This is a genomic window from Bacillus sp. SRL337 (assembly GCF_984799155.1).
Genome location: NZ_OZ481793.1, coordinates 2345207 through 2364768, shown reverse-complemented (window position 1 = coordinate 2364768; position 19562 = coordinate 2345207). Strand labels below are relative to the sequence as shown.

Annotated in this window: 23 protein-coding genes and 2 pseudogenes; 19 read left to right on the top strand and 6 right to left on the bottom strand. The window is 38.7% G+C overall.

From position 1 onward, the window contains the following. The first annotated feature begins 3 nt into the window (after positions 1–3). From AC4E8A_RS11965 to AC4E8A_RS11955, 3 genes are all read left to right on the top strand, one after another. The gene (locus AC4E8A_RS11965) at positions 4–273 is read left to right on the top strand and encodes a hypothetical protein (RefSeq protein WP_490193387.1); all 270 of its coding nucleotides are present in this window, start codon (positions 4–6) and stop codon (positions 271–273) included. 271 nt (positions 274–544) lie between these two features. Next, positions 545–748 carry a hypothetical protein gene (locus AC4E8A_RS11960; RefSeq protein ID WP_490193386.1) on the top strand — a complete coding sequence of 68 codons (204 nt, stop codon included), beginning with the start codon at positions 545–547 and terminating at the stop codon, positions 746–748. Positions 749–858: 110 nt separating this feature from the next. Beyond that, complete coding sequence (locus AC4E8A_RS11955) at positions 859–1242, top strand: group-specific protein (protein ID WP_490193385.1); 384 nt, start codon at positions 859–861, stop codon at positions 1240–1242. An 80-nt stretch (positions 1243–1322) separates the two neighbouring features. Here the strand turns inward: AC4E8A_RS11955 and AC4E8A_RS11950 are convergent, their stop codons facing one another. Next, positions 1323–1757, bottom strand: coding sequence for an Rrf2 family transcriptional regulator (locus tag AC4E8A_RS11950; protein WP_490193384.1), 435 nt, complete (start codon positions 1755–1757; stop codon positions 1323–1325). 191 nt (positions 1758–1948) lie between these two features. Here AC4E8A_RS11950 and AC4E8A_RS11945 point away from each other — a divergent pair, with 191 nt between their 5' ends. From AC4E8A_RS11945 to AC4E8A_RS11925, 5 genes are all read left to right on the top strand, one after another. Continuing rightward, the gene (locus AC4E8A_RS11945; RefSeq protein WP_490193383.1) at positions 1949–2812 is read left to right on the top strand and encodes an SDR family oxidoreductase; all 864 of its coding nucleotides are present in this window, start codon (positions 1949–1951) and stop codon (positions 2810–2812) included. Between the two features lie 1780 nt (positions 2813–4592). Further along, positions 4593–5555 carry a helix-turn-helix transcriptional regulator gene (locus AC4E8A_RS11940; protein ID WP_490193382.1) on the top strand — a complete coding sequence of 321 codons (963 nt, stop codon included), beginning with the start codon at positions 4593–4595 and terminating at the stop codon, positions 5553–5555. Positions 5556–5629: 74 nt separating this feature from the next. After that, positions 5630–6262, top strand: a complete 633-nt coding sequence (locus tag AC4E8A_RS11935) for a type 1 glutamine amidotransferase family protein (RefSeq protein ID WP_490193381.1) — start codon at positions 5630–5632, stop codon at positions 6260–6262. A gap of 961 nt (positions 6263–7223) precedes the next feature. Continuing rightward, on the top strand, positions 7224–7709 hold the full coding sequence (locus AC4E8A_RS11930; protein WP_490193380.1) for a hypothetical protein: 486 nt from the start codon (positions 7224–7226) through the stop codon (positions 7707–7709). 164 nt (positions 7710–7873) lie between these two features. Further along, entirely contained in the window at positions 7874–8149 is a 276-nt protein-coding gene (locus tag AC4E8A_RS11925; RefSeq protein WP_490193379.1) for a hypothetical protein, read from the top strand. An 801-nt stretch (positions 8150–8950) separates the two neighbouring features. Here the strand turns inward: AC4E8A_RS11925 and AC4E8A_RS11920 are convergent. Continuing rightward, a pseudogene (locus AC4E8A_RS11920) lies at positions 8951–9386 on the bottom strand (transposase); the annotation flags it as partial. A gap of 305 nt (positions 9387–9691) precedes the next feature. Then, positions 9692–10318: a LysE family translocator gene (locus AC4E8A_RS11915; protein WP_490193378.1), complete on the bottom strand. Its 627-nt coding sequence runs from the start codon at positions 10316–10318 to the stop codon at positions 9692–9694. Between the two features lie 137 nt (positions 10319–10455). Here AC4E8A_RS11915 and AC4E8A_RS11910 point away from each other — a divergent pair, with 137 nt between their 5' ends. The 9 genes and pseudogenes from AC4E8A_RS11910 to AC4E8A_RS11870 all read left to right on the top strand — a co-directional run bounded on the left by AC4E8A_RS11910 (position 10456) and on the right by AC4E8A_RS11870 (position 15674). Next, positions 10456–11001 carry a cupin domain-containing protein gene (locus AC4E8A_RS11910; RefSeq protein ID WP_490193377.1) on the top strand — a complete coding sequence of 182 codons (546 nt, stop codon included), beginning with the start codon at positions 10456–10458 and terminating at the stop codon, positions 10999–11001. 227 nt (positions 11002–11228) lie between these two features. Beyond that, positions 11229–11711 carry a DinB family protein gene (locus AC4E8A_RS11905; protein ID WP_490193376.1) on the top strand — a complete coding sequence of 161 codons (483 nt, stop codon included), beginning with the start codon at positions 11229–11231 and terminating at the stop codon, positions 11709–11711. 28 nt (positions 11712–11739) lie between these two features. Further along, on the top strand, positions 11740–12396 hold the full coding sequence (locus AC4E8A_RS11900; protein ID WP_490193375.1) for a histidine phosphatase family protein: 657 nt from the start codon (positions 11740–11742) through the stop codon (positions 12394–12396). A 55-nt stretch (positions 12397–12451) separates the two neighbouring features. Next, positions 12452–12850, top strand: coding sequence for a DUF3021 family protein (locus tag AC4E8A_RS11895; RefSeq protein WP_490193374.1), 399 nt, complete (start codon positions 12452–12454; stop codon positions 12848–12850). Positions 12851–13003: 153 nt separating this feature from the next. Next, positions 13004–13213: a hypothetical protein gene (locus AC4E8A_RS11890; protein ID WP_490193373.1), complete on the top strand. Its 210-nt coding sequence runs from the start codon at positions 13004–13006 to the stop codon at positions 13211–13213. 48 nt (positions 13214–13261) lie between these two features. Next, entirely contained in the window at positions 13262–13426 is a 165-nt protein-coding gene (locus AC4E8A_RS11885; RefSeq protein ID WP_490193372.1) for a tRNA U-34 5-methylaminomethyl-2-thiouridine biosynthesis protein, read from the top strand. Positions 13427–13516: 90 nt separating this feature from the next. After that, the gene (locus AC4E8A_RS11880; RefSeq protein ID WP_490193371.1) at positions 13517–13681 is read left to right on the top strand and encodes a hypothetical protein; all 165 of its coding nucleotides are present in this window, start codon (positions 13517–13519) and stop codon (positions 13679–13681) included. Positions 13682–13891: 210 nt separating this feature from the next. After that, a pseudogene (locus tag AC4E8A_RS11875) lies at positions 13892–15030 on the top strand (glycerate kinase). A gap of 215 nt (positions 15031–15245) precedes the next feature. Then, a complete protein-coding gene (locus AC4E8A_RS11870; RefSeq protein WP_490193370.1) occupies positions 15246–15674 on the top strand; it encodes a DUF4362 domain-containing protein in 429 nt (142 codons plus the stop codon). 106 nt (positions 15675–15780) lie between these two features. Here AC4E8A_RS11870 and AC4E8A_RS11865 read toward each other — a convergent pair whose 3' ends face one another. The 3 genes from AC4E8A_RS11865 to AC4E8A_RS11855 form a co-directional block, all read right to left on the bottom strand. Next, the gene (locus AC4E8A_RS11865) at positions 15781–16410 is read right to left on the bottom strand and encodes a class I SAM-dependent methyltransferase (protein WP_490193369.1); all 630 of its coding nucleotides are present in this window, start codon (positions 16408–16410) and stop codon (positions 15781–15783) included. Positions 16411–16979: 569 nt separating this feature from the next. Then, entirely contained in the window at positions 16980–17627 is a 648-nt protein-coding gene (locus AC4E8A_RS11860; RefSeq protein WP_490193368.1) for a hypothetical protein, read from the bottom strand. 199 nt (positions 17628–17826) lie between these two features. After that, positions 17827–18342 (bottom strand): hypothetical protein, encoded by a 516-nt coding sequence (locus AC4E8A_RS11855; protein ID WP_490193367.1) that lies wholly within the window; start codon positions 18340–18342, stop codon positions 17827–17829. 188 nt (positions 18343–18530) lie between these two features. Here AC4E8A_RS11855 and AC4E8A_RS11850 point away from each other — a divergent pair, with 188 nt between their 5' ends. Together AC4E8A_RS11850 and AC4E8A_RS11845 are read left to right on the top strand one after the other, a co-directional pair. Continuing rightward, positions 18531–18983 carry a DUF3231 family protein gene (locus AC4E8A_RS11850; RefSeq protein ID WP_490193366.1) on the top strand — a complete coding sequence of 151 codons (453 nt, stop codon included), beginning with the start codon at positions 18531–18533 and terminating at the stop codon, positions 18981–18983. A 6-nt stretch (positions 18984–18989) separates the two neighbouring features. After that, complete coding sequence (locus AC4E8A_RS11845; RefSeq protein ID WP_490198852.1) at positions 18990–19544, top strand: DUF3231 family protein; 555 nt, start codon at positions 18990–18992, stop codon at positions 19542–19544. Positions 19545–19562 lie beyond the last annotated feature (18 nt).

Below are 19562 nucleotides of genomic sequence, written 5' to 3'. Positions count from 1 at the left end.
TTAATGATGAAGGAATATTTTAATATCATATCGGTAATTATATTTTGTCTCAATTTAGTGGTTTATATTTTATTTTTCAACGGAATTGATTTAGTTCCAGATGAAGCAGCCTTTCCAATGATGTTAAGTGTTTCAGTTATTGGAGTTGTGCTTTCGTGGTCTGGTAATAAAGGTATTTTAAGGAACATCGGTATATTCGGACATTCATTTTTTCTTTTATTTACAGTAATTATTCCACTTATTGTACGTATTTTTATATGGAATACACCTTAACGAGAATACACTTCAGCGATGTTTGCTGAACAGGCAGCTGTCCTTTTCTCAAGTAAAGGGACGGTTAATGGCATAATCCGTCGCATTTCTATTTCAACTATATTTAACGCGGTTAAAATAATTGATTATTTGTATAGTACAGGTACATAACAATTTTGGAAGATCAGCCAACTGATCCCAGACTATTGCCTTTTTCAATTATTGAGCACGTTTGTCTAAGAGTGTTGCATCTGTTTGAACAACTAACGGTTAATTTAAGAGGAGGGTATATATGATTGGCTTCTTAGAAATTTTATTTCAAGTATCGGGAATAGTGCTGCTCGTTTGTGCAATGTATTATTATTTTCATTTTAAGAAAATCAAAAGGGAGAGGAAAATGACTGCAGTTGAGTTAACAGTTTTCGTTGTAACTCGAATTGCATTTCTTCTTTTGGGAAGTAGTTATTTGCTTCTGCTTTTGGATAAACATTATTAAACAGACAGGGGCATTTGCAGAATATGCAGCCGCCATTTCTTGTAAGTTATGTTGAAAAAGGACTTGGATTTTTGTGGTGAGGTTTAAGAATAAAGGGTGATTTGATCATTATGGAAAAGTTTTATGTTGCATCGAGCTTTAGAAACATAGATGCAGTTCGTTATGTTAGTAATGCGTTAATGAATAAAGGTTACATTCAAACATATGATTGGACACAAAATGAAAGAGCTTCAACGGTTGAGGATTTAAAAGAAATAGGACAGAACGAAAGAAGTGCTGTATTGGAAGCAGATTTTATTATTGTTCTATTACCAGCAGGTAAAGGAAGTCATATTGAGTTTGGGATTGCACTTGGACATGGAAAAAGAATTTTTCTCTACTCACCAAATGATGAAGTAAATAGATTTGAAACAACCAGTACGTTTTATCATTTATCTGACGTGGAGAAATGCATTGGAACCATTGATGAATTGATTTCAGCAGTAATGAAGTAAGCGAAGTTATTGGCCTAATTAATTTTAACTGAAACCCGTTATTACAGAATAAAAAAGACTTTACATCGTTAAAGTCTTTTTTATTCTGTATTCTCTTTTTTAGCTATATCCTTCATCACATCTTCTAGTGTTACACTGCCTAACACTTTTTCCATTGCTAGTTGAGCTGAAGCGAATAATGGCTCAATGGCTTGCTGAATATTTTTGCCGACAGGGCACTTTGGATTTGGTGTGTCATGCATGCTGAATAGTTCATTTTCTTTCACAACATTAACGGCTTTATACACGTCAAGTAAAGTAATGTCGGATAATTCTTTTGCCAGTTTTGCTCCAGCAACCCCAGGACGTACTTCGATTAATCCTCCTTTTTTTAGCATTCCCATTATTTTTCTGATCAGAGCTGGGTTCGTATTTACACTGGCAGCCAAGTATTCGGAAGAATTTGCTTCTTCTTTATTAAAATCTATTAAAGTTAGTATGTGTATTCCTACTGAAAATCGGCTGCTGATTGACAATTCAGTCACCATCCTATTTTGATTCTTATTAAAAGCTAATCTTATCGTGTAACTAATTTGATTACAAGTCTATTGTATCAAATAAAACAACGTATATATCGTCTTAATCTGTTGACATTTCATCTTCCTGTAACTAAAATAATTACATGTAATCATTCTAGTTACAGGTATTCAAGGATGGAGGATGGATAATGAAATTATTAGTTACAGGGGCAACGGGGAAACTAGGTTCAAAGATAGTGGATACATTATTAAAAAGTGTATCGGCTGATCAATTGGTAGTAAGCGTTCGTAATCCAGAAAAAGCAGAAGGGCTACGCGCACAAGGGGTCGAAGTTCGACAAGGCGATTTCGATGATCCGAAATCATTAGATGAAGCCTTTGCAGGTATTGACCGTCTATTAATCATTTCTGCAGATGGGGATAATGACACGCGAATAAAACAACACGCAAATGCTGTTGGCGCAGCTGAGCGTGCCGGAATTAAATTTATTGCATACACAAGCATAGCTAATGCAACAGAAAGTACGAACTTCATGGCTCCACCACATGTAGCAACAGAGGCAGCGATTGTGAAGACGGGAATTCCATACTCTTTCTTACGCAACAACTGGTATTTGGAAAATGAAACAGACAGTATCAAAGGGGCCATCGCGGGTGCTCCATGGATAACATCTGCTGGTGAAGGAAAAGTTGGTTGGGCGACTCAACAAGATTACGCCGAGGCAGCTGCAAACGTTTTAAGTGAAGATGGTCATGATAATACGATCTATGAGCTATCCGGCCCCCTTTACACACAAGAGGAGTTAGTCCAAGTGCTCAGTGAAGTGCTAGGTAAAGAAATTCCCGTCCAACAAGTGACAGATGATGAATATGCCGAGGTTATGAAACAAGTGGGACTTCCGGATTTTGTGATCCCGATTGTCGTTGGTATCCAAGAAAGTATTCGAAACGGATCGTTAGCTGTTGAAAGCTATGACTTTGAAAAAGTTCTAGGCCGTCCTGTTACACCAATGAAAGAAGCATTATCACACCTGGTTAAGTCTGTTTCTTAAGTCATCCTGCATATCAACTAAAGAAATCCATTGATACTTAATCATAGAATAGAATATTCTTTATGAGATCAAATCGTATGATTTGGTCTCTTTTTTTACTGTTAAGCTTGCTATGATTATTAATGTATATTTGATTTAGAAGCATCACTACAGTATCCGTTTTAGTAATTGTTTCAAAGGCTGGATCAATAGGTGCAGACCGGGCTCATTCCGGCAACCCTTATGGAGCCACTGCTGTTTTACTATTTAATTAAAGAAACTGCAAAAAAAATAAAATAGTAATTTCTATTTTTCTGTTTCAAGCACCTAGATTTAGCACGATTTTTGAAAATCTATGTCTAACTCCTCAATGAAAATAAGGAGGATTAGGCTTTTTTACTTTAAAACCGTTGACCTGCTTCTATTGAAAGATACGTTGGAGGATTTCTTGGAGCAGTGGTAAAAAAGATGGCAGGGGGTGGTAAAATCTCTTGGCTGTATTAATTTGGGTACGATTCTAGTTATGTCGGCAGGCTTTAGGCTCGGCAAGAAAGAAAAAGGGAAAGAAATAACTCACTTTCTATAAGCAAACCATTTATTGATTTTCGTAATGAAAATCCTTTCTTTTGATGTTCACTTGAACAAGCAGCCATCCTTTTTTAAGTAAAGGAACGGGTTAATGGAATATCGGAAACTTAACCATTCGGGTATTCGTCTAATTCTTAAAGGGGGGAATACAAATGGTAAAGTCTAAAAAAACCTTTTGGATTAATTTGGTCGGGGTTTTACTAATCCTATGGAGTATCGGTTCTTTTTTCTTTTTCAATCAAAACGGATATTCATCACCTGGAATCTTTTATATAACCATAATAGGTCAAACATTATGGTGTCTTTTTTATGTATCATTAGCCGTTTTTAGTTATAAGGACAAAAACCAAAAAGAATTTTCAGCCTATATTGTTATGAGTATTTTTCTTTTTACTACTGTACTTTACTTAACATTCTATTAGTAAAGATGTGGTTTACTCTTATCTCTATTGTGGTTTGATGATAGTGAAGCCCTTCCAGCGGAGCGTTCAGGGGGAAATTAAATTCTGAAAAATACGAGTGTAAGTAAATGCTTACCTGTATCTTACAAAAGGTTGCGTAACTGAACAAGCAGCCTCCCATTGTTTACGTATTTGGCACAATATTGAATAAGGTTTTGAAGGGATGAGAATTATGAAAATTAAAGAAAACAGAATACGTACTATTATTCAGTGGGTGGCCTTTGCAATAGTGATACTTGTTCCCGCGACAAGAGTAGTATTAGATGTAACGGGGATAGCTCAAAATCTGGCTTACAGGACACTAAATACTATAACGTGGAGAGGGTTTGCGATAGGTATTGTCTTGGTTTTGGTTTCTTACTTATTCCCCCAAAAAATTAACACTACAAAGCAAGGGAATTAAAAGTAAACGAATTGCATGGGTCGTTTGCTCGATCAATAATTACTTGTGACCGCTGAATAGGATGAAACAGTCTTTGCTTGATAAAGTGACACACTGATTTTCCATTGGAAAACGCTTCTTCATATAGTCGATTAAATAAAATGCTCAGATTAACAATCAAGCGGATTGAAAGAATTTCATTCATTATTGAATATGGTGTGATTTTTATCCATATCGAAGGAGAAGGGATTATTCAACAAACGGACCAATTAATGGAACAAGAGCATTGCTCAAATATTAACTATTTGAAATAATTGGTATTGTAAGATGGTTATTAATTATATCTAGAGAAGGTTATAGAGGTGGATTTATGCCTAAAATTGACAACATGCTAGCAATTCTATGGATGCTTCGTTCAGATGAAAAAATTACTGCAAAACAAATTTCGGAGAAGTTAGAGATGAATATAAGGACTGTGTATCGTTATATAGATACCATTTCAACTAGTGGCGTACCGATCATTTCAGAACCAGGCCATAACGGTGGATACAGTTTATTGAACAATTTTATTGAAGCTCCTCTCTTTTTTGATTCTGAGGAGCAAACTTCACTTTATCATGCTGCTGTTTTTGCGGAAGAAGCTGGATATTATGGAGGTGAAGCACTAAATAGAGCCATTTCAAAGCTAAGCAAACATTCAAATCAAGAACAGGAAACAAAGATAAACCAACATTTAACCAGTCTTGAGGTAATAAGTCGAGTAAGTTCACTCTCTATTGAACCTTTCTTGAAGGAGCTGGAGCAGGCAGTAGCTGACGGGTTCTCAGTGAAAATTTTTTATCAAAAAAGTGGCGAAAAGCAATTAAATGTTAGATTGGTCGATCCGTACAGAATCATCTATTGGAATAATAAGTGGTATGTGATTGGATTTTGTCATCTAAGGAATGATATCCGCAGTTTTAGAGTAGATCGAATTGAACGTCTAATGCTGACCGAAAATAAGTTTAACCGGCCAGAAAATTTTTCAGCACGTGACTTTTTTACAAAAAACCTTCTTCCAACTATAGCAGATAAGGAAGGGATAATTTCTTTGGTTATTAATGGGGACAAAAGTGTACTGGCTGATATTTGCCAACATTGGTTTTTAGGACATTATTTACAAGAACAGACTTCAAATCAAGCAGTTTTTCTTCTGGATAAAGATATGATACATACATATGTACCTTATATACTTTTACCATACAATAAATCTATTAAAGTTATTGAGCCAATAAGCCTTAAGAAAAGAATTATTGAAGTTCTGTCCGAATTAATCGAATTTCATCAAGTATGATTACTTCCCTGACGCTAACTGTCAGGGAAGTTATTTTATACTAGTTATATCAATGGTGATTGGAGTGTTTTTGGATGCAAACAAAGAAAGCTTTTCTCTATGTAGTTAATACAATGTCGGACTGGGAATATGGATATTTAATTGCAGAACTAAACTCAGGAAGATATTTTAAAAAAGGTTTAGCACCTTTAAAAGTAATTACAGTAGGAGCAAATAAAGAAGTGATTACTACTATGGGAGGACTGGGCATAAAACCAGATATTTCCCTTGATGAATGTACTCTTGAGAGTGAAAATCTTTTAATCTTACCAGGAGGGACTTCTTGGAGTGAAGAAATTCATCAACCTATCTTGGAGAGAATTGGCGGAGCTTTAAAGCTTGGCACAATTGTTGCTGCAATTTGTGGTGCAACTGATGCCCTTGCGAATATGGGATACTTAGATACTAGAAGGCATACAAGTAATAACTTAGAATATACTAAAATGGCTTGTCCTAACTATAAAGGAGAAAAGTTTTATGAGTTCGAATCTGCGGTTTCCCACGCGAATTTAGTTACTGCATCAGGAATAGCTCCTCTGGAATTTGCAATGGAGGTCCTGAAAAAACTAGATGTATTTGCACCAGATGCATTACATTCATGGTATAACCTAAATAAGACTCATAAACCTGAATACTTCTTCCAGTTAATGAATTCAATAAATAAATGAAGTAACTGAGAAGCTCAATCTCTATTTTGATTTATAGAGAAGCTGGGCTTATTAATGTGGAATTCCCATAACGGTGTAAATTCCGCATTTTTTTGACGCTGCCCTATAATAAGGTAAGCTCTTTTATGTAACGGGGGCATGAAAAACAAATACCAAAGAGCCCAAATATACAAAATGTTATTCACTAAACTGTATATTGGGTCTTTTTTGTTTTACTTTAAAATCATGACTTGAATGCCGGGTGTTTTTTTTATAACTGCATTTCATTTTAATAGAACAAGGTAATTTCCAGCAAGGGTCTCATTTACATGAGCAGGAATTGTGTCATTCTACTTGAAGATCACATTAGTCTGAAGGTAAGGAGTTACAACAAGGTAAGATCTAAACAAACAATATCCTTCTGGTAATCGTCATATATACAGGTGAATTTACAGGGGGATTGGATGAATTGGAGAAACATCATAGGGGTTATTTTGTTATCGGCAGGTGTTGTGATTTGGTTCCTTACCTCTGCATATCAAATGCTACTCACCTCAGACGTCCCAGTTACTTTTACTCCAGAGGAATCTGCATGGGCACAGCGATTTTTTTTTATCGGGCATAGTCGTTCTTCTGGGAACAATATTGGCAAAAGCTAGAAGATTCTACTTATTTACATTCAGTATATTCGCTGCGATAACAATATTCAACTTGTTCATTCATCAAACTCATAATGGAGCTGAATATTATACAACTGAATATGCTCGTTTATATAATGTAAGTTTGTATATCGCGAGCATTCTTACACTTATTAACTTGATTTATTTAACCTTATCAGTGGCAAGGCACGAAAGAGGGACGACTGAAACCCTGTGAATGTAGGAATTCCATCAAACGTTGGCGATTGCCGAACAAAAGCAGTCGCTTTTTTACTTATGGAGCAGAGTTGTTTAGGTATTCACTATAGAAGGGGGACGATTGTTTGTTTTTATATCATATGGCCATTCACAATGAGCCTGGGGTAAATATCCGTTCGCAAAGTGTCTTACAGGATGGATTAAATCATAAAACTGCTTCCGGCTGGTATTCAAAGAGCAGTGATTTATTTCCAGAATTAACAAAGCGATACAGACCAGCAACCTTACCCAAATGGATTGATTTTAAGGTTTCTTTTAAAGCAGATTTGAAAGAGTATGAAAAACCTTTTTATCGATTTCCTATTTTCACTGACAAAATTTTAGTTTTCAACCAAGATATATCAAGTGATTTATTTGCTTATATCGAAGATACATATGATGGCGGCAGAGGATTTTTTGTTGAAGGGTTACCTCCAAAGGAAGATTTAATGAAGCAGTATTGGGAAAGCATGATCACTCTTGACGAGTATTTGAAGAACAATCCTTTTAATAATCCTGAAGTTTATATATTTGAACAAGTGCCAGCCAAACTAATCGAATATATAGAGTAAAACCTTTTGGTTAATGGGGGCGGCAGCTCAGCTTACAAAGCAATTTAACCTAAGGAGTAGTATGGAAGAATAAGGGGTTAATTGAAACTTTTACTTTTCTTATTCGTAAATCTATAAAAGGAAAGTTATCATTGAACTGCTGATCTAGTAAGGGGTGATTTTAGTTGGATTTTAGTATTTGGATGTATATAACGGTTTTTTTATCGCTGTTGGTCGGGGCTTCCCTGGCGTTCGCTCTATTCACTTCAATTTACCTGAAAAATAAAACAAAAGGATTTGTGAACCTTGCCCTAATCGTTTTAGCTCTAACTTATTCACTGATACAAGGGTTTACAGTTTCGTTCACTTTGGGGGTTGGAATGTTGGTGATTATCATCTTTTTATCCATAGTTACTTACTTGATCCTTCAACAGAGGATCAAAAAAGAAGTTATTCAGTAAAACGGGGCATAACAGAAGTTCACCTGAATGTTCCGGCGATTGGCCCAATACTTTTGAGGGTAAAGAACATTGGGAATACCCCAATGTTCCAGACCGTAGACAAACCCCGCTCCAACCAAAAGGTCAAACCGTTCAGTTGAGAGGGAGAAACCAATAAATTGCAAGATAAATTGCGGCACAATTTGCATAGCATTTTGTATCGCCTTTTTTATTGACATACCAATGGTTTGGTGTTTTTTCGCTTGATTTTACATGCTGATTTGCAGGCCAATTTGCACTACCGCATAAATCTATGTGGTAGTACAAATTGGTCTACATTTTATGGTGCAAATTAGTCCGCGGAGTCGCTATTGCCAGATACGAAAGGCGGGAAGATGAAGAGTGAGTAACCAGTGATAAAAAATAAGGGGAGATTTTACTCTTATATGCAGATTAGACGTGGTTTTGGAGAAAATAAGGGGAGTTTTTCCCTCTAAACAAAGCAAAGCTACCTATTTCCACGTTTTACGAGTTAAATAAGAGGAATTTCTCCCTCTATTTAAGCTGTTTTCGGTGCTATTTTCTAATTAAGGGGAGTTTTTCCCTCTAAAAATATTAATTAGCAGTGAACCTGGTTTAATTGTTTAAGAATGCAAAAGTTTATCGGGAAACCTGCTGTTTTACTATTCAGCGATCTGGGGCTTTAATTGAATAACGCATAATAAACAAGAGGAGCTACAATGTCGTTTGCAACTCCTCTTGTTTTGTGCAATTTTTCATTCATTTTCCATTTCAAAACAGCCTGCAAAAGGCTTTGTTTTTTTACTTGCAAAAACACCAGTAAATATGCTTTTTCTCTCTCTCATCCGAACGGCTTAACCAAAAGGTTGGAGCGGGGTTTGCTAATTTTTTTGTAAAAATGGTTGATAATTTGACTGGACAAGGCCCTCGCCATGTCCAACTTGCTGACGTTTTAAGGTTCATGGCAGCAAACGTAAGCATCGCCTGCAGTGAAACTTTTTTTAGACCTCTCAAGGTCGTCCAACGGCATGCCATGCTTCTCTTTCGCATCAGCAAAAACTCTTTCGATTGTTTCTTTTCGCTGCGCGTAAAGTGTTTTATTCAAATCAGTATTCCTCATATGGTCAATTTCATCCAGGTAAACCTGCCAAAAGTGTCGATGAATCATTTTGGTGTAGTTACAACTTTGGGTGCACTTTTGTAATAACCGACAGTCTTTACACTTTAAAGGATTAGAAGAACAGATTTTTAGAGTTTAATTGTTGGAAGCTCATAGTTTACAAAGGGTTGATTGGAGCGGAAGGCGTACGATCTCCTGCGGGATTAGCGGGACAGGTGAGACCCCGCAAGCATAGCGAGGAGGCTCACCGCCCGCCCCGCGGAGTCGTGCGCCTATAGCGGAAATCAACTTTTCGCTTCCAATCACCCAAATTTGGAAAATATTTAACTTAATTAAACAAAAAAAGCTTGTAGACATGGTCCATAAATTGGACTTTGTCTACAAGCTGGAACATTGGGAATACCCCAATGTTCTTTTTGTATTTATGAATGTTGTTTTTCCAATGCCAATTTCAGCCCAAAACCAATCAATACTGTACCTGTAGCTTTCTCCATCATAGTTTGGACCTTTGGGGTCATCAGCCATTTGCGTAAATAGTTGATGAAGATTACATAGACAATAAACCAGACAATGGACAATAAGGTGTATATTATCCCCATCAGGATTAGTTGTTTTGCTGCGTGAGATTGTGAGTTTACGAATTGAGGTAAAAAGGTCAGAAAAAAGATCGCCACTTTGGGATTCAGTACATTTGAAAAGAATCCCTGTTTAAAGGCTGAATCCTTTCCGTTTAGTTCTTTCTGGTTATCCAACCTGTGTTCTTTCTCTTTTTTATTTGATATAAATGATGAAACACCGAGGTAAATTAAATAGGCAGCTCCAATGTATTTTACAATTTCAAAGGCGACAGCCGATTGCATCAGCACGGCTGAAAGGCCAAACGCAGCGGCAAATGTATGAACGAGAGCACCGCCTGTGATTCCAAGGGCCATTTTAAAGCCTTCACTTCTTCCAGCCGAAATTGTCCTCTTTGTTATTAAGGCTGTGTCAATTCCCGGGCTCATCACGACGAACAAAGAAAGTAGGATAAAAGTAAAAAAGTCATTCATTATTCTGCCCCTCCTTATGATTAGGATTGCTCTGTGGTAAAATGATACTTAATTAAAGTTAATTTATTTTAACACAATCAGATGGCCTTAGTTAAGCAGTATTTTATAAAATTAAATTGAATTTAACGGAGTGTGTGATGGAAAATATCAATATAGGAAAAAAAGTTGAAAAGCACAGGAAAGCAAACGGTTTAAGCATTCGGGAATTAGCAACTAAAGCCGAAATTACAGCTTCTATGTTAAGTCAGATTGAACGCGGGATAGCGAACCCCTCCATTCAAACCCTTAAGGTCTTAGCTAAAGTCCTAAATGTTCCAACGTTCAGTTTCCTGTTAGAAGAGGTAAATACAGAAGAATTAGTTGTGAGAAAAAAGAACAGAAGAAAAATGGTGATGGATCATTTGTCATATGAATTAGTGTCACCTGATATTTCTGGTAATCTGGCTGCGGCGATAATGAATTTTCCTCCAGATAGTAGATCATCCGATCAACCATTAGAACACAAGGGGGAAGAAGTTGCATATGTCTTGTCCGGCCAAGTGAGAATTAACTTAGATGGAGAAGAGTATGAACTGGAAACAGGGGATAGTGTCAAAATCCCTTCACAACTGAAACATCAGTGGATCAACGATTATAGTACAGAAGCAACAATCCTTTTCTCAGTCACCCCTCCCTCATTCTAAGGGGGGGAGATCTTACATTTATTGGGCATACTTAAAGATCATTTGGCACCTGGACGTGGCTGCTTCAATTCTACTGCACCATTTTTACTAAAATTCAGCTATGAATTAAAGAATATACGCTTTAGTGGTTTAATCTGGTGAAGACAATGGAAAACGGAGAATAGACAAATGGTTAAAAATATTTCCAAACCAGCTATCTTTGACGTATTGGAACGGAGGGAAAAGAAATGGAAGTAAAGACACTATTGTTACAACAATGGGCAAGCTGTTTAGATCAGGAAGACTGGTTTCCGCCACTGGAAAAAGTGCTGGAAGGCGTGACTCTTGAACAGGCAATTTGGAAACCAGGTGAAGGGGAACTGAATTCCATCTGGGAAATTCTTTGCCATTTGCTGTTCTATAAAAAGCGGCTTCTGATGCGCTTTCTCGGTGATACCCATAAGGAACCGCAGGCCGAAGACAATGTTTCTACATTCCGACTGCCAGCAGAGACGGTTCAAAATTGGAAAGAAACAAAACAAGAATACTATTATGTTCATCGTGAACTTGAAAGGATACTAGCAAAATCGGAAGAGGAAGATAGGAATAGACCGATTCCAGGCGAACGAACATTAGTTCTTGAACTAAAGAGTTTAGCCATGCACGACGCCTATCATATTGGGCAAATTGTATCTTTATGTAAAATGCAAGGAGCTTGGGGCGGGAAATGAAGCTTTTATTCATTTGTAGTACAACTTCATGGAGGAAAAACGGAAGACGACAATGGTTTATATGGTGAGACACGGAGAATCGCCAAAGGCAGGAATTGAACGAACCAGAGGGCTGACTTCTAAAGGGCGACTAGATGCCCAGAGTGTGATGGAAGTATTGAAAGACGAGGAGATAGATGCAGTGATATCCAGCCCCTATATCCGATCTGTTTTAACTGTTGAAGGATTAGCTGAACTAATTGGGAAGGAAGTCATTGTATATGAGGATTTAAAAGAAAGGGTATTTTCTTCCGAAGACAGCCGGGTTCCTGATGAGGAATTAGTACCGCTGCTGGAGAAGTCATTTATAGATGATGACTTCGCTTTAGAGGGTGGGGAGTCCAATGCTGATTGTCAAAAGAGGGCGGTAACGGTTTTAAAGGGACTTTTAGGTACCTATAAAGATAGAAAAATAGTAATCGGTTCTCATGGGGCAGTAATGACCTTGATGATGGGGTATTTCGATCCAAAGTACGATTTGGAATTTTTACATAGCACAACGAAGCCCGATATCTACAGGCTGAAATTCAATGGCCAAACATTAGTGGGGGTGAACAGGGTCTGGGGTGGACCTGATTCCGTAATAGAAGAAAATGAACCAATCTATCAGAAAAATAGAGTCGGAAAACGAGAGAGTTACCATTAATGTAATTTTATGTTAAAATGGTATTAAATCTTTATTGATTAGAGAGGAATGTGACATGCAGCTATTTCAAAAAGGACTCCTTAGAGGAGTAATCCCATTTAGTATCTTTCTGGTTTTTTCGCTATGTAATTATTTTCAAGGGTCAACCGAGAGTGCGCACACGTTCTTGATCAATGGCCTAATCGTTTTTTTCTTAGGAGTAACAAGCGTAATCTATCTGATAAGGAAATGGAGTTTTGTTAAACAAATTGTTGTTCATTATCTGGTGATGCTGGTAACTGTTTTTCCGACCCTGCTACTGAGCGGTTATTATCCGCTGGATTCGGTGGTAGACCTATTAATGGTATATTTGCATTTTAATAAAGTAGGCGTCATATTATTTTTGGCCACGTATTTCATTTCAACGTTAATTTACAGATCACACAGTAAATTCTCCAACGCCAAACCCCATTGAATTTGAATCTCCTAAAGCAGAAGATCGGTAAAAATCCGTCCTCTGCTTTTTTTAATTTCCGGTTTTATTTCGAAACTAAATTCTCTCTCCCTGCGTCTAATGACTGTATTTTCACAAAACAGCAGCTTATCGATTATGGAGAGGAAGATATAGATGAAAGCAAACAAGATACACATCTTGAAAGCATTAGGTATTTCATTGTTAATCACGATATTGGCTTTCTTTTCCATGGAGAGCCCTAAGCCGAGCCCTGCCATGTATTTATTGTTCGTAGGGGTATTTTCTTTCATAAGCACGTATTTAATTTCATTGAGTACGAAAAAAGCCCATCAAAAGTATGTAAAAGACAGCGGAAGCCAGTAACAGGTTTATGACAATGTAACCGAAATCGAAACAGGGAAAGGTGATGTAATGAAAGATTTGGTCCTGGGTATCCTTGGAGTTGTCACCGGATGGATCATTTGGGGATACATGACAAATGATTTCAGTATGGGAATCCTCTTTCCATTGATCTACGGGTTAGCGATCGGTTTCGGTATAGGAAAGAAGGAGAAAGTAAAAGGAATAAAGAATTAGTCATCTAGCATACAGCAAAATTTTACGAACGGAAACGAATAGTGATCATTCAAATGAGGGGAGTCATGGTGGAAGCTGGAGAAGTTTTACATGGGACCGGCTTTTACCAAGGTTGACGTAGTGGAATTTAAGCAGGGTTCCGGCGACCAGGGCAGCTATCATGTTATACCTGACGATAAAGAACAAATAATAGTTCAGACAACCAGTAATGAAATCAAGATTGGCGGGATCTGTATTATTTCACGCGAGAAATAATCAGAGAGTTCCTGCGCCTGTTTTTACCGGAGATACAAATACCTGTGACGTCACCTGAAAATTGTTGAAGAGGAAAGGGATTAAATTGATCAGACTGGAAACGGTCTATCGGTATCAAAATGCAAAGAAGTGATGAGGAGTTCCGTATATTGGATCATGCACCCGCGCGGAAAATGCATACCGTAATTTTTAACTAAAGGTGGAATGAAGATGAAAATAGTCATAGCACCTGATTCTTTTAAGGAAAGTATGAGTGTTTTGGAAGCTGCTGATGCGAAGGAAAAGGCTTTAAAAAGATTCTTCCTGAAGCAGAAATTGTAAAAGTTCCCATGGCTGACGGAGGGGAGGGAACCGTGCAATCCCTGGTAGATGCCACAAACGGAAAGATCCTGACTGCAGTAGTGACGGGTCCAACGGGTGAACCAGTCCATGCGGTTTATGGCCTAACAGGCGATGGGAAGACAGCGATAGTCGAAATGGCCGCTGCTTCCGGACTTTATCAAGTATCAGCTGAAAAACGAAGCCCTTTACATACGACAACCAAAGGAACAGGGGAATTAATCCTTGCTGCTTTGAACCAAGGCATCCAACATCTGATTATCGGGTTAGGGGGGAGCGCGACCAATGATGGGGGAGCTGGAATGGCCCAGGCTTTGGGTGCGGAACTCTTGAAATCAAACGGGGAGCCAATTGGGTTTGGCGGCGGTTCACTGCAAGACCTTCACTCAATAGATAGTACGGGAGTGGACCTCAGGCTGAAGCGGGTAAAAGTTGAGGTTGCCTGTGATGTCGATAATCCATTGACTGGTGAACGGGGGGGGGTCATCGAGAGTCTATGGCAGACAGAAAGGAGCGACCAGGGAGATGATTCCTATTTTGGACCGGAATCTTGGTCACTTCGCTTCTGTGATCAAACGTGATCTTGGGAAGGATGTCAACAGCATTCCGGGAGCTGGGGAAGCAGGCGGGCTTGGCGGAGGACTTCTTGCTTTTTTAGAAGCCGAGATGAAAAAGGGGATCGACTTGGTGATGGATACTGTCGGTTTGGAAGGACACATGAAGTCAGCAGATTTGGTGATGACGGGTGAAGGAAGAATAGACAGCTGACGGTTTATGGCAAAACGCCGATGGGTGTCGCCAGGATTGCAAAAAAACGAAATGTGCCAGTGATTGCTTTGGCTGGCTCCCTGGGTAATGGCTATCAAGCTGTGTATGAACATGGAATAGATGCTGTGTACTCGATCGTTCCAGGACCGATGTCCTTGGAGACTGCGCTAGCCAGGGCACAAGAATATACAGAGGAACTGGCAGAGAATGTTGCACGGACGATTAAACGATTCAGGGTTTAGGACGCTGCCAGGATTTTATACAGAAGGATAGTGATAACCTATATGATTACGCCAACAGCTCTGCAAAAGGGTGATCGGGTAACTGTGATTGCGCCTGCAGGACCGCCAGAAAAAGAACATCTGTTTCAGGGCATACGTGTAATGGAAATGATGGGGACATCTGATAGTTATTCGGGAATATTAGTAAAAGTAAGACGTTAACAGGAGGCCAGCGAATGAAAGGATTGATACTTGTCATGTTTGCCGTTTTGGTTGTCACGAATGTAACAGGCTGTTCAAAGAGCAATGCATATGGTTCAGAGGAAGCCATTAACAGAGGGGATGTTGTTTATCAAAATGAAGTGTTTAATTTAAACAGGTTTGAACAGTTCAGACAAAATGTATCAAATGAAAAAGAAGATAGAATACGAGTGACAGGCTATACTGATGAAGGTGATCCTGTGTTTCAGGACTTGGATTTCGATGGTAAAGTCATTCACTATACCTACGATAATTCCAACGATCAGTTTGCAGGGGGTAACCGGGGGAAAATGTCTGATTTCTGTAAAACGATAGTTGAGAAGGAAAATGAGTTGGGGACTGATTTTTTGGTAAGTGATTGTTCAAAGAATAATGAAGAGTTTCTCTTTCGACTAGAAGAGTGATTTGTATAGGGAGAGAACTCAGGCAGCCGCTACCATTCTGAGCACCGGCAATGGGATTGCGGTGCTCTTTTTTTGGTAAAAAAATGAAAGGAAGGATTTCTAGGGTCTATTGTCCAGGCAGCAGGATAGTGAAGGCCAGATTCTGCTCCATATCTGGTTCTATATTTAATAGAGCCCAGAAAGCACCATAGGGTTTTTTAAATAAATTCCTCTCATCAGTTCCAAAGTGGAATTTTTCACAAAGGAAAATATCCCATTTTTCATCGAAGTCCTTTGGTTTCCAACCTGACTTATGATTCTGCCATTCCCCGCCGTCCAAACCCCAGGCATCCTTGCCATCCGGATGGCATTGAGGGAGAAACCCCAGTGGTGTAAACAAAATGACTTGAACATTGGCAACTCTTTCCGCCTCTCTCAGCAGCTTCCTTCCTTGTGACTTGCTGAGGTGCTCGATCACATCTGTAAAAATGATCGTATCAACTGACTTGGAAGACAGGCTCTTCAAAATGTCCCAGGTGCTATTAATCAACACGAAGATGCTCTCATGATTGACCAGTTTTTTTTCCAAGTGCTGAATATATTCTGCATAGGGTTCTATACCAATATGAACCTTAGGTTTAATTAATTTCTGCGGTCTGATTCCGCAGCCAATATCTATGACCACATCCGTTTGTTTAATATGTTTCATTACCTCGGGTTCTAAATCTTTCATATCTTCAATGACTGTAACCGGCAAAACGGCCAACTCCTTTCTAATAAGTTGTGTTTGTATTAAATGCTGCTTGCAGATATTCCCCAAGGGTTGGTTTCCCCCCTGGATACTAGGGCTTTTCTATCTGAATGAATGAGTAACTCTTTTCTTGCTTGCTTTTCGTGTAAATTCAGAATTGTACATTAACGTAAAAAACTTCTAAAGAGATGAATAGTAGACAGAATTTGTTTATTGCAACTAAATATAGAAAGAGTGCTTGTATATATTATTCATAATCTTCCAAGTATGCTTGTACTCTTCTTAGCGATAGATGCAGGTAAAGCAACATTTAGCCTTTTATCGCTTTAAAGCCTTGCCTAGGGTCTTCAAACACTTCGATGGGCAGTCATTGAAGATTTTAAGTATATAGAAGTAAGTGGAGCAAAAATTTGGAGAAGTATAAGGAATTTCCGTAACCTTGCATTAAGAAGGGGGATTCAGAGAATAGAAATCCTCTCCAGGTGGGGCTGAGCCTTGCTGTGGTATGCCTTACTTAAAGCATACACAAAAATAGAAGGTTCAAGACTGGCTTGAACCTTCACTATTAAAAAGATTTATTCACAATCAGGCAATAGGTGGACAATCACATAGGTTGCTGTAATCTTGTCACCGAATTCACAAAGACTGCATCGGACGGCAAACGAGAAAACATTTCCATTACAGAAGTCTGGGCAGACATCTCCTTCATCCAGCGGAGAATAACAGAGAATCTCATCTACACATGTAGAACCTGTACAGACAAACGGTCTTACATCTTGATCACTACATTCTTGGTTTCCGTTATTAAAGAAGGTGTTAAGGTTAAAGGTGAGGTAATAATTGAGCGGACCTGTGGCCCTTACTTCATTTACAGTAGCCGCATCCGGGATGATTCCGCAATCCGTAACCGCACCTACAGTTGTAGGGGAAATACAGCATTGCAGGGAAAAAGGGTCGTTAATGACTTCTGCAAATAATGGTGGAGTACTGATTATAGTACCGCCAGCATTTGGAAGTTCGATTGTACATTGGTCAAGCGCCACCGCGAAGCAGTCTGCGGCCAAATTGTCTACCTGTTGGAAGACCCCTTGTAATTTGGCTGCAAGTGCAGCATTATTATCATCTTCTGCCTGTTGTAAAGCATCTTTTAAATTTTCCAGCACATCGCTCAATTGTTCTTTTTTATCTGATTCTAAAGAAAGCCTTGTGTTTCGATTGGTCATTTTGAAAACTCCTTTTCACTATATTTCTAGTTCTCTATCAGAGTATTCAAGACAACCTGTCCTGCGTGGGTGAGCTCCCTTAAAATGATGCCCTTTTAAGAAATATGTCTTTTCCCTAGAACAATAATCTATGTTTTAAAAAGAGAATCAGCGCTTCTGCGGGATAGGGGTCTTTCCCCAGTTTCACTTTGCAGAGTGATCATTCTTTGTTAATGTCAGGTGTAATTCTCCTTCTTACCCCTTTTTTTTCAGCATTTGACTCTCCTTTATCCCTTAGTACCGTATTGTGTAACTCAATTATTTTTTCATAGAGTTCACTCTTTATCTTTTCCAATTCTTCAAAGAAAACATCTCGCGTTACATACTCATTTTCATGTGGTTTTATAGGCAGTGGTTTCTCAGCTACCTCTTTTTCAAGCTTTTCAAGCCTTTGTAGGAAATAATCATTCTTTTCTTGCTTTTCCAGGATGATCGTGAGCGAATGGGTAAAGGCCATTGCCATATCATGAATGTCCCCAAGGGCAGCATCCATTTCTTTGAAACTGTTGAGTTTTTCTTGTAATAGGTTATTTTCAGCTTTGAGCTTTTCAACTTGTAATGATAATTCATGAACTTTGTTTGATTGCTCCCTTTTCCCGTCCATGTTCTTCTTTGCTTTCTTTTCGATATGAGCATCCAGCAGGGAAAGCCACGTTTCGGTCGTATTGATTTTCACCGGAATTCACCTCCATCAATATGCGACAGTATATGCTGGATAGGCACTTGGTGTTTATGACTTTAGCCCTTTAAAGCAGTGGGGGACAGTCCCCCACTGCTTTAAAGGGCTAAAGTTCAATGTATAAAATCTCTATTTAATTCCATAATAAATTAGTAATAATTTACTATGATTTGGGTGAGGTTAAAATGGAAAATAAACAAGTTAGTCTAACGGCAGCTGAACTTAGTACTTTATGGTCTGCTTATTTATACGACAGCATGTCCTTTCAGGTTATACGATTCATGACGGAAAAAGTGCAAAATAAGGAAATTGCACCAGTCATAGAAAAGGCACATGAAATTGCTTCACGCCATTTGTTTGAATATGAAAAAATCTATAATCAGGAAAATATGCCGCTTCCATACGGTTTCTCTGAAAAAGATGTGGAACTGAAGGCACCTGATTTATTTACCGATACCTTCAAGCTGACGTACATACTGCATATGGGCCGGGTGGGAATGCTGACGCACGCAGCAAGTCTCGCCCTTTCTGCCAGAAAAGATATCCGCCAGCTTTTCAGCGGGTGTTTTAGACGGGTGGAGGAACTATACCAATTGTCTGCAGATATTTCTCTAGAGATGGGTCTGTATTTAAGGTGACCATACATTCCATACCCAAAACAAACAAGCTTTATCAATGATAAGAGCTATCTGAGCGGGATTAACCCATTAACATCCCACCGAATTCTCAACTCGATTGAAATTTCCCATCTGAGCATGAACATTGAAACCAACCAGATTGGAGTCATGCTGACATCAGGGTTCATGCAGACAGCTCAATCAACGGAAGTAAAGAAATTCATGAAAAAAGGGAAAGACATTTCAAAGGATCACATGAGCAAATTCTCTGAAGTATTATTGAAGGACGAAATTCAGGCACCGATTTCAGCCGATCATGCAATAACAGACAGTACAACTCCGATTTTTTCGGAAAAATTGATGATGTTCCATATGAGTATGCTAAGCACAGCCGGAACCGGCAACTATTCAACGGCTGCAGCAGCAAGCCAGCGTTCAGACTTAACACTCATGTACGAGCGGCTGTCAGTCCAAATTGGGCTATACGCCAAAGAAGGCGCAGACATCATGATTGAAAATAGATGGCTGGAAGAACCACCAGCACCGCCGAATCGGGAACATCTGGGAGAAAATAAGCATTGAGTGGTGTGATTCGAGCCT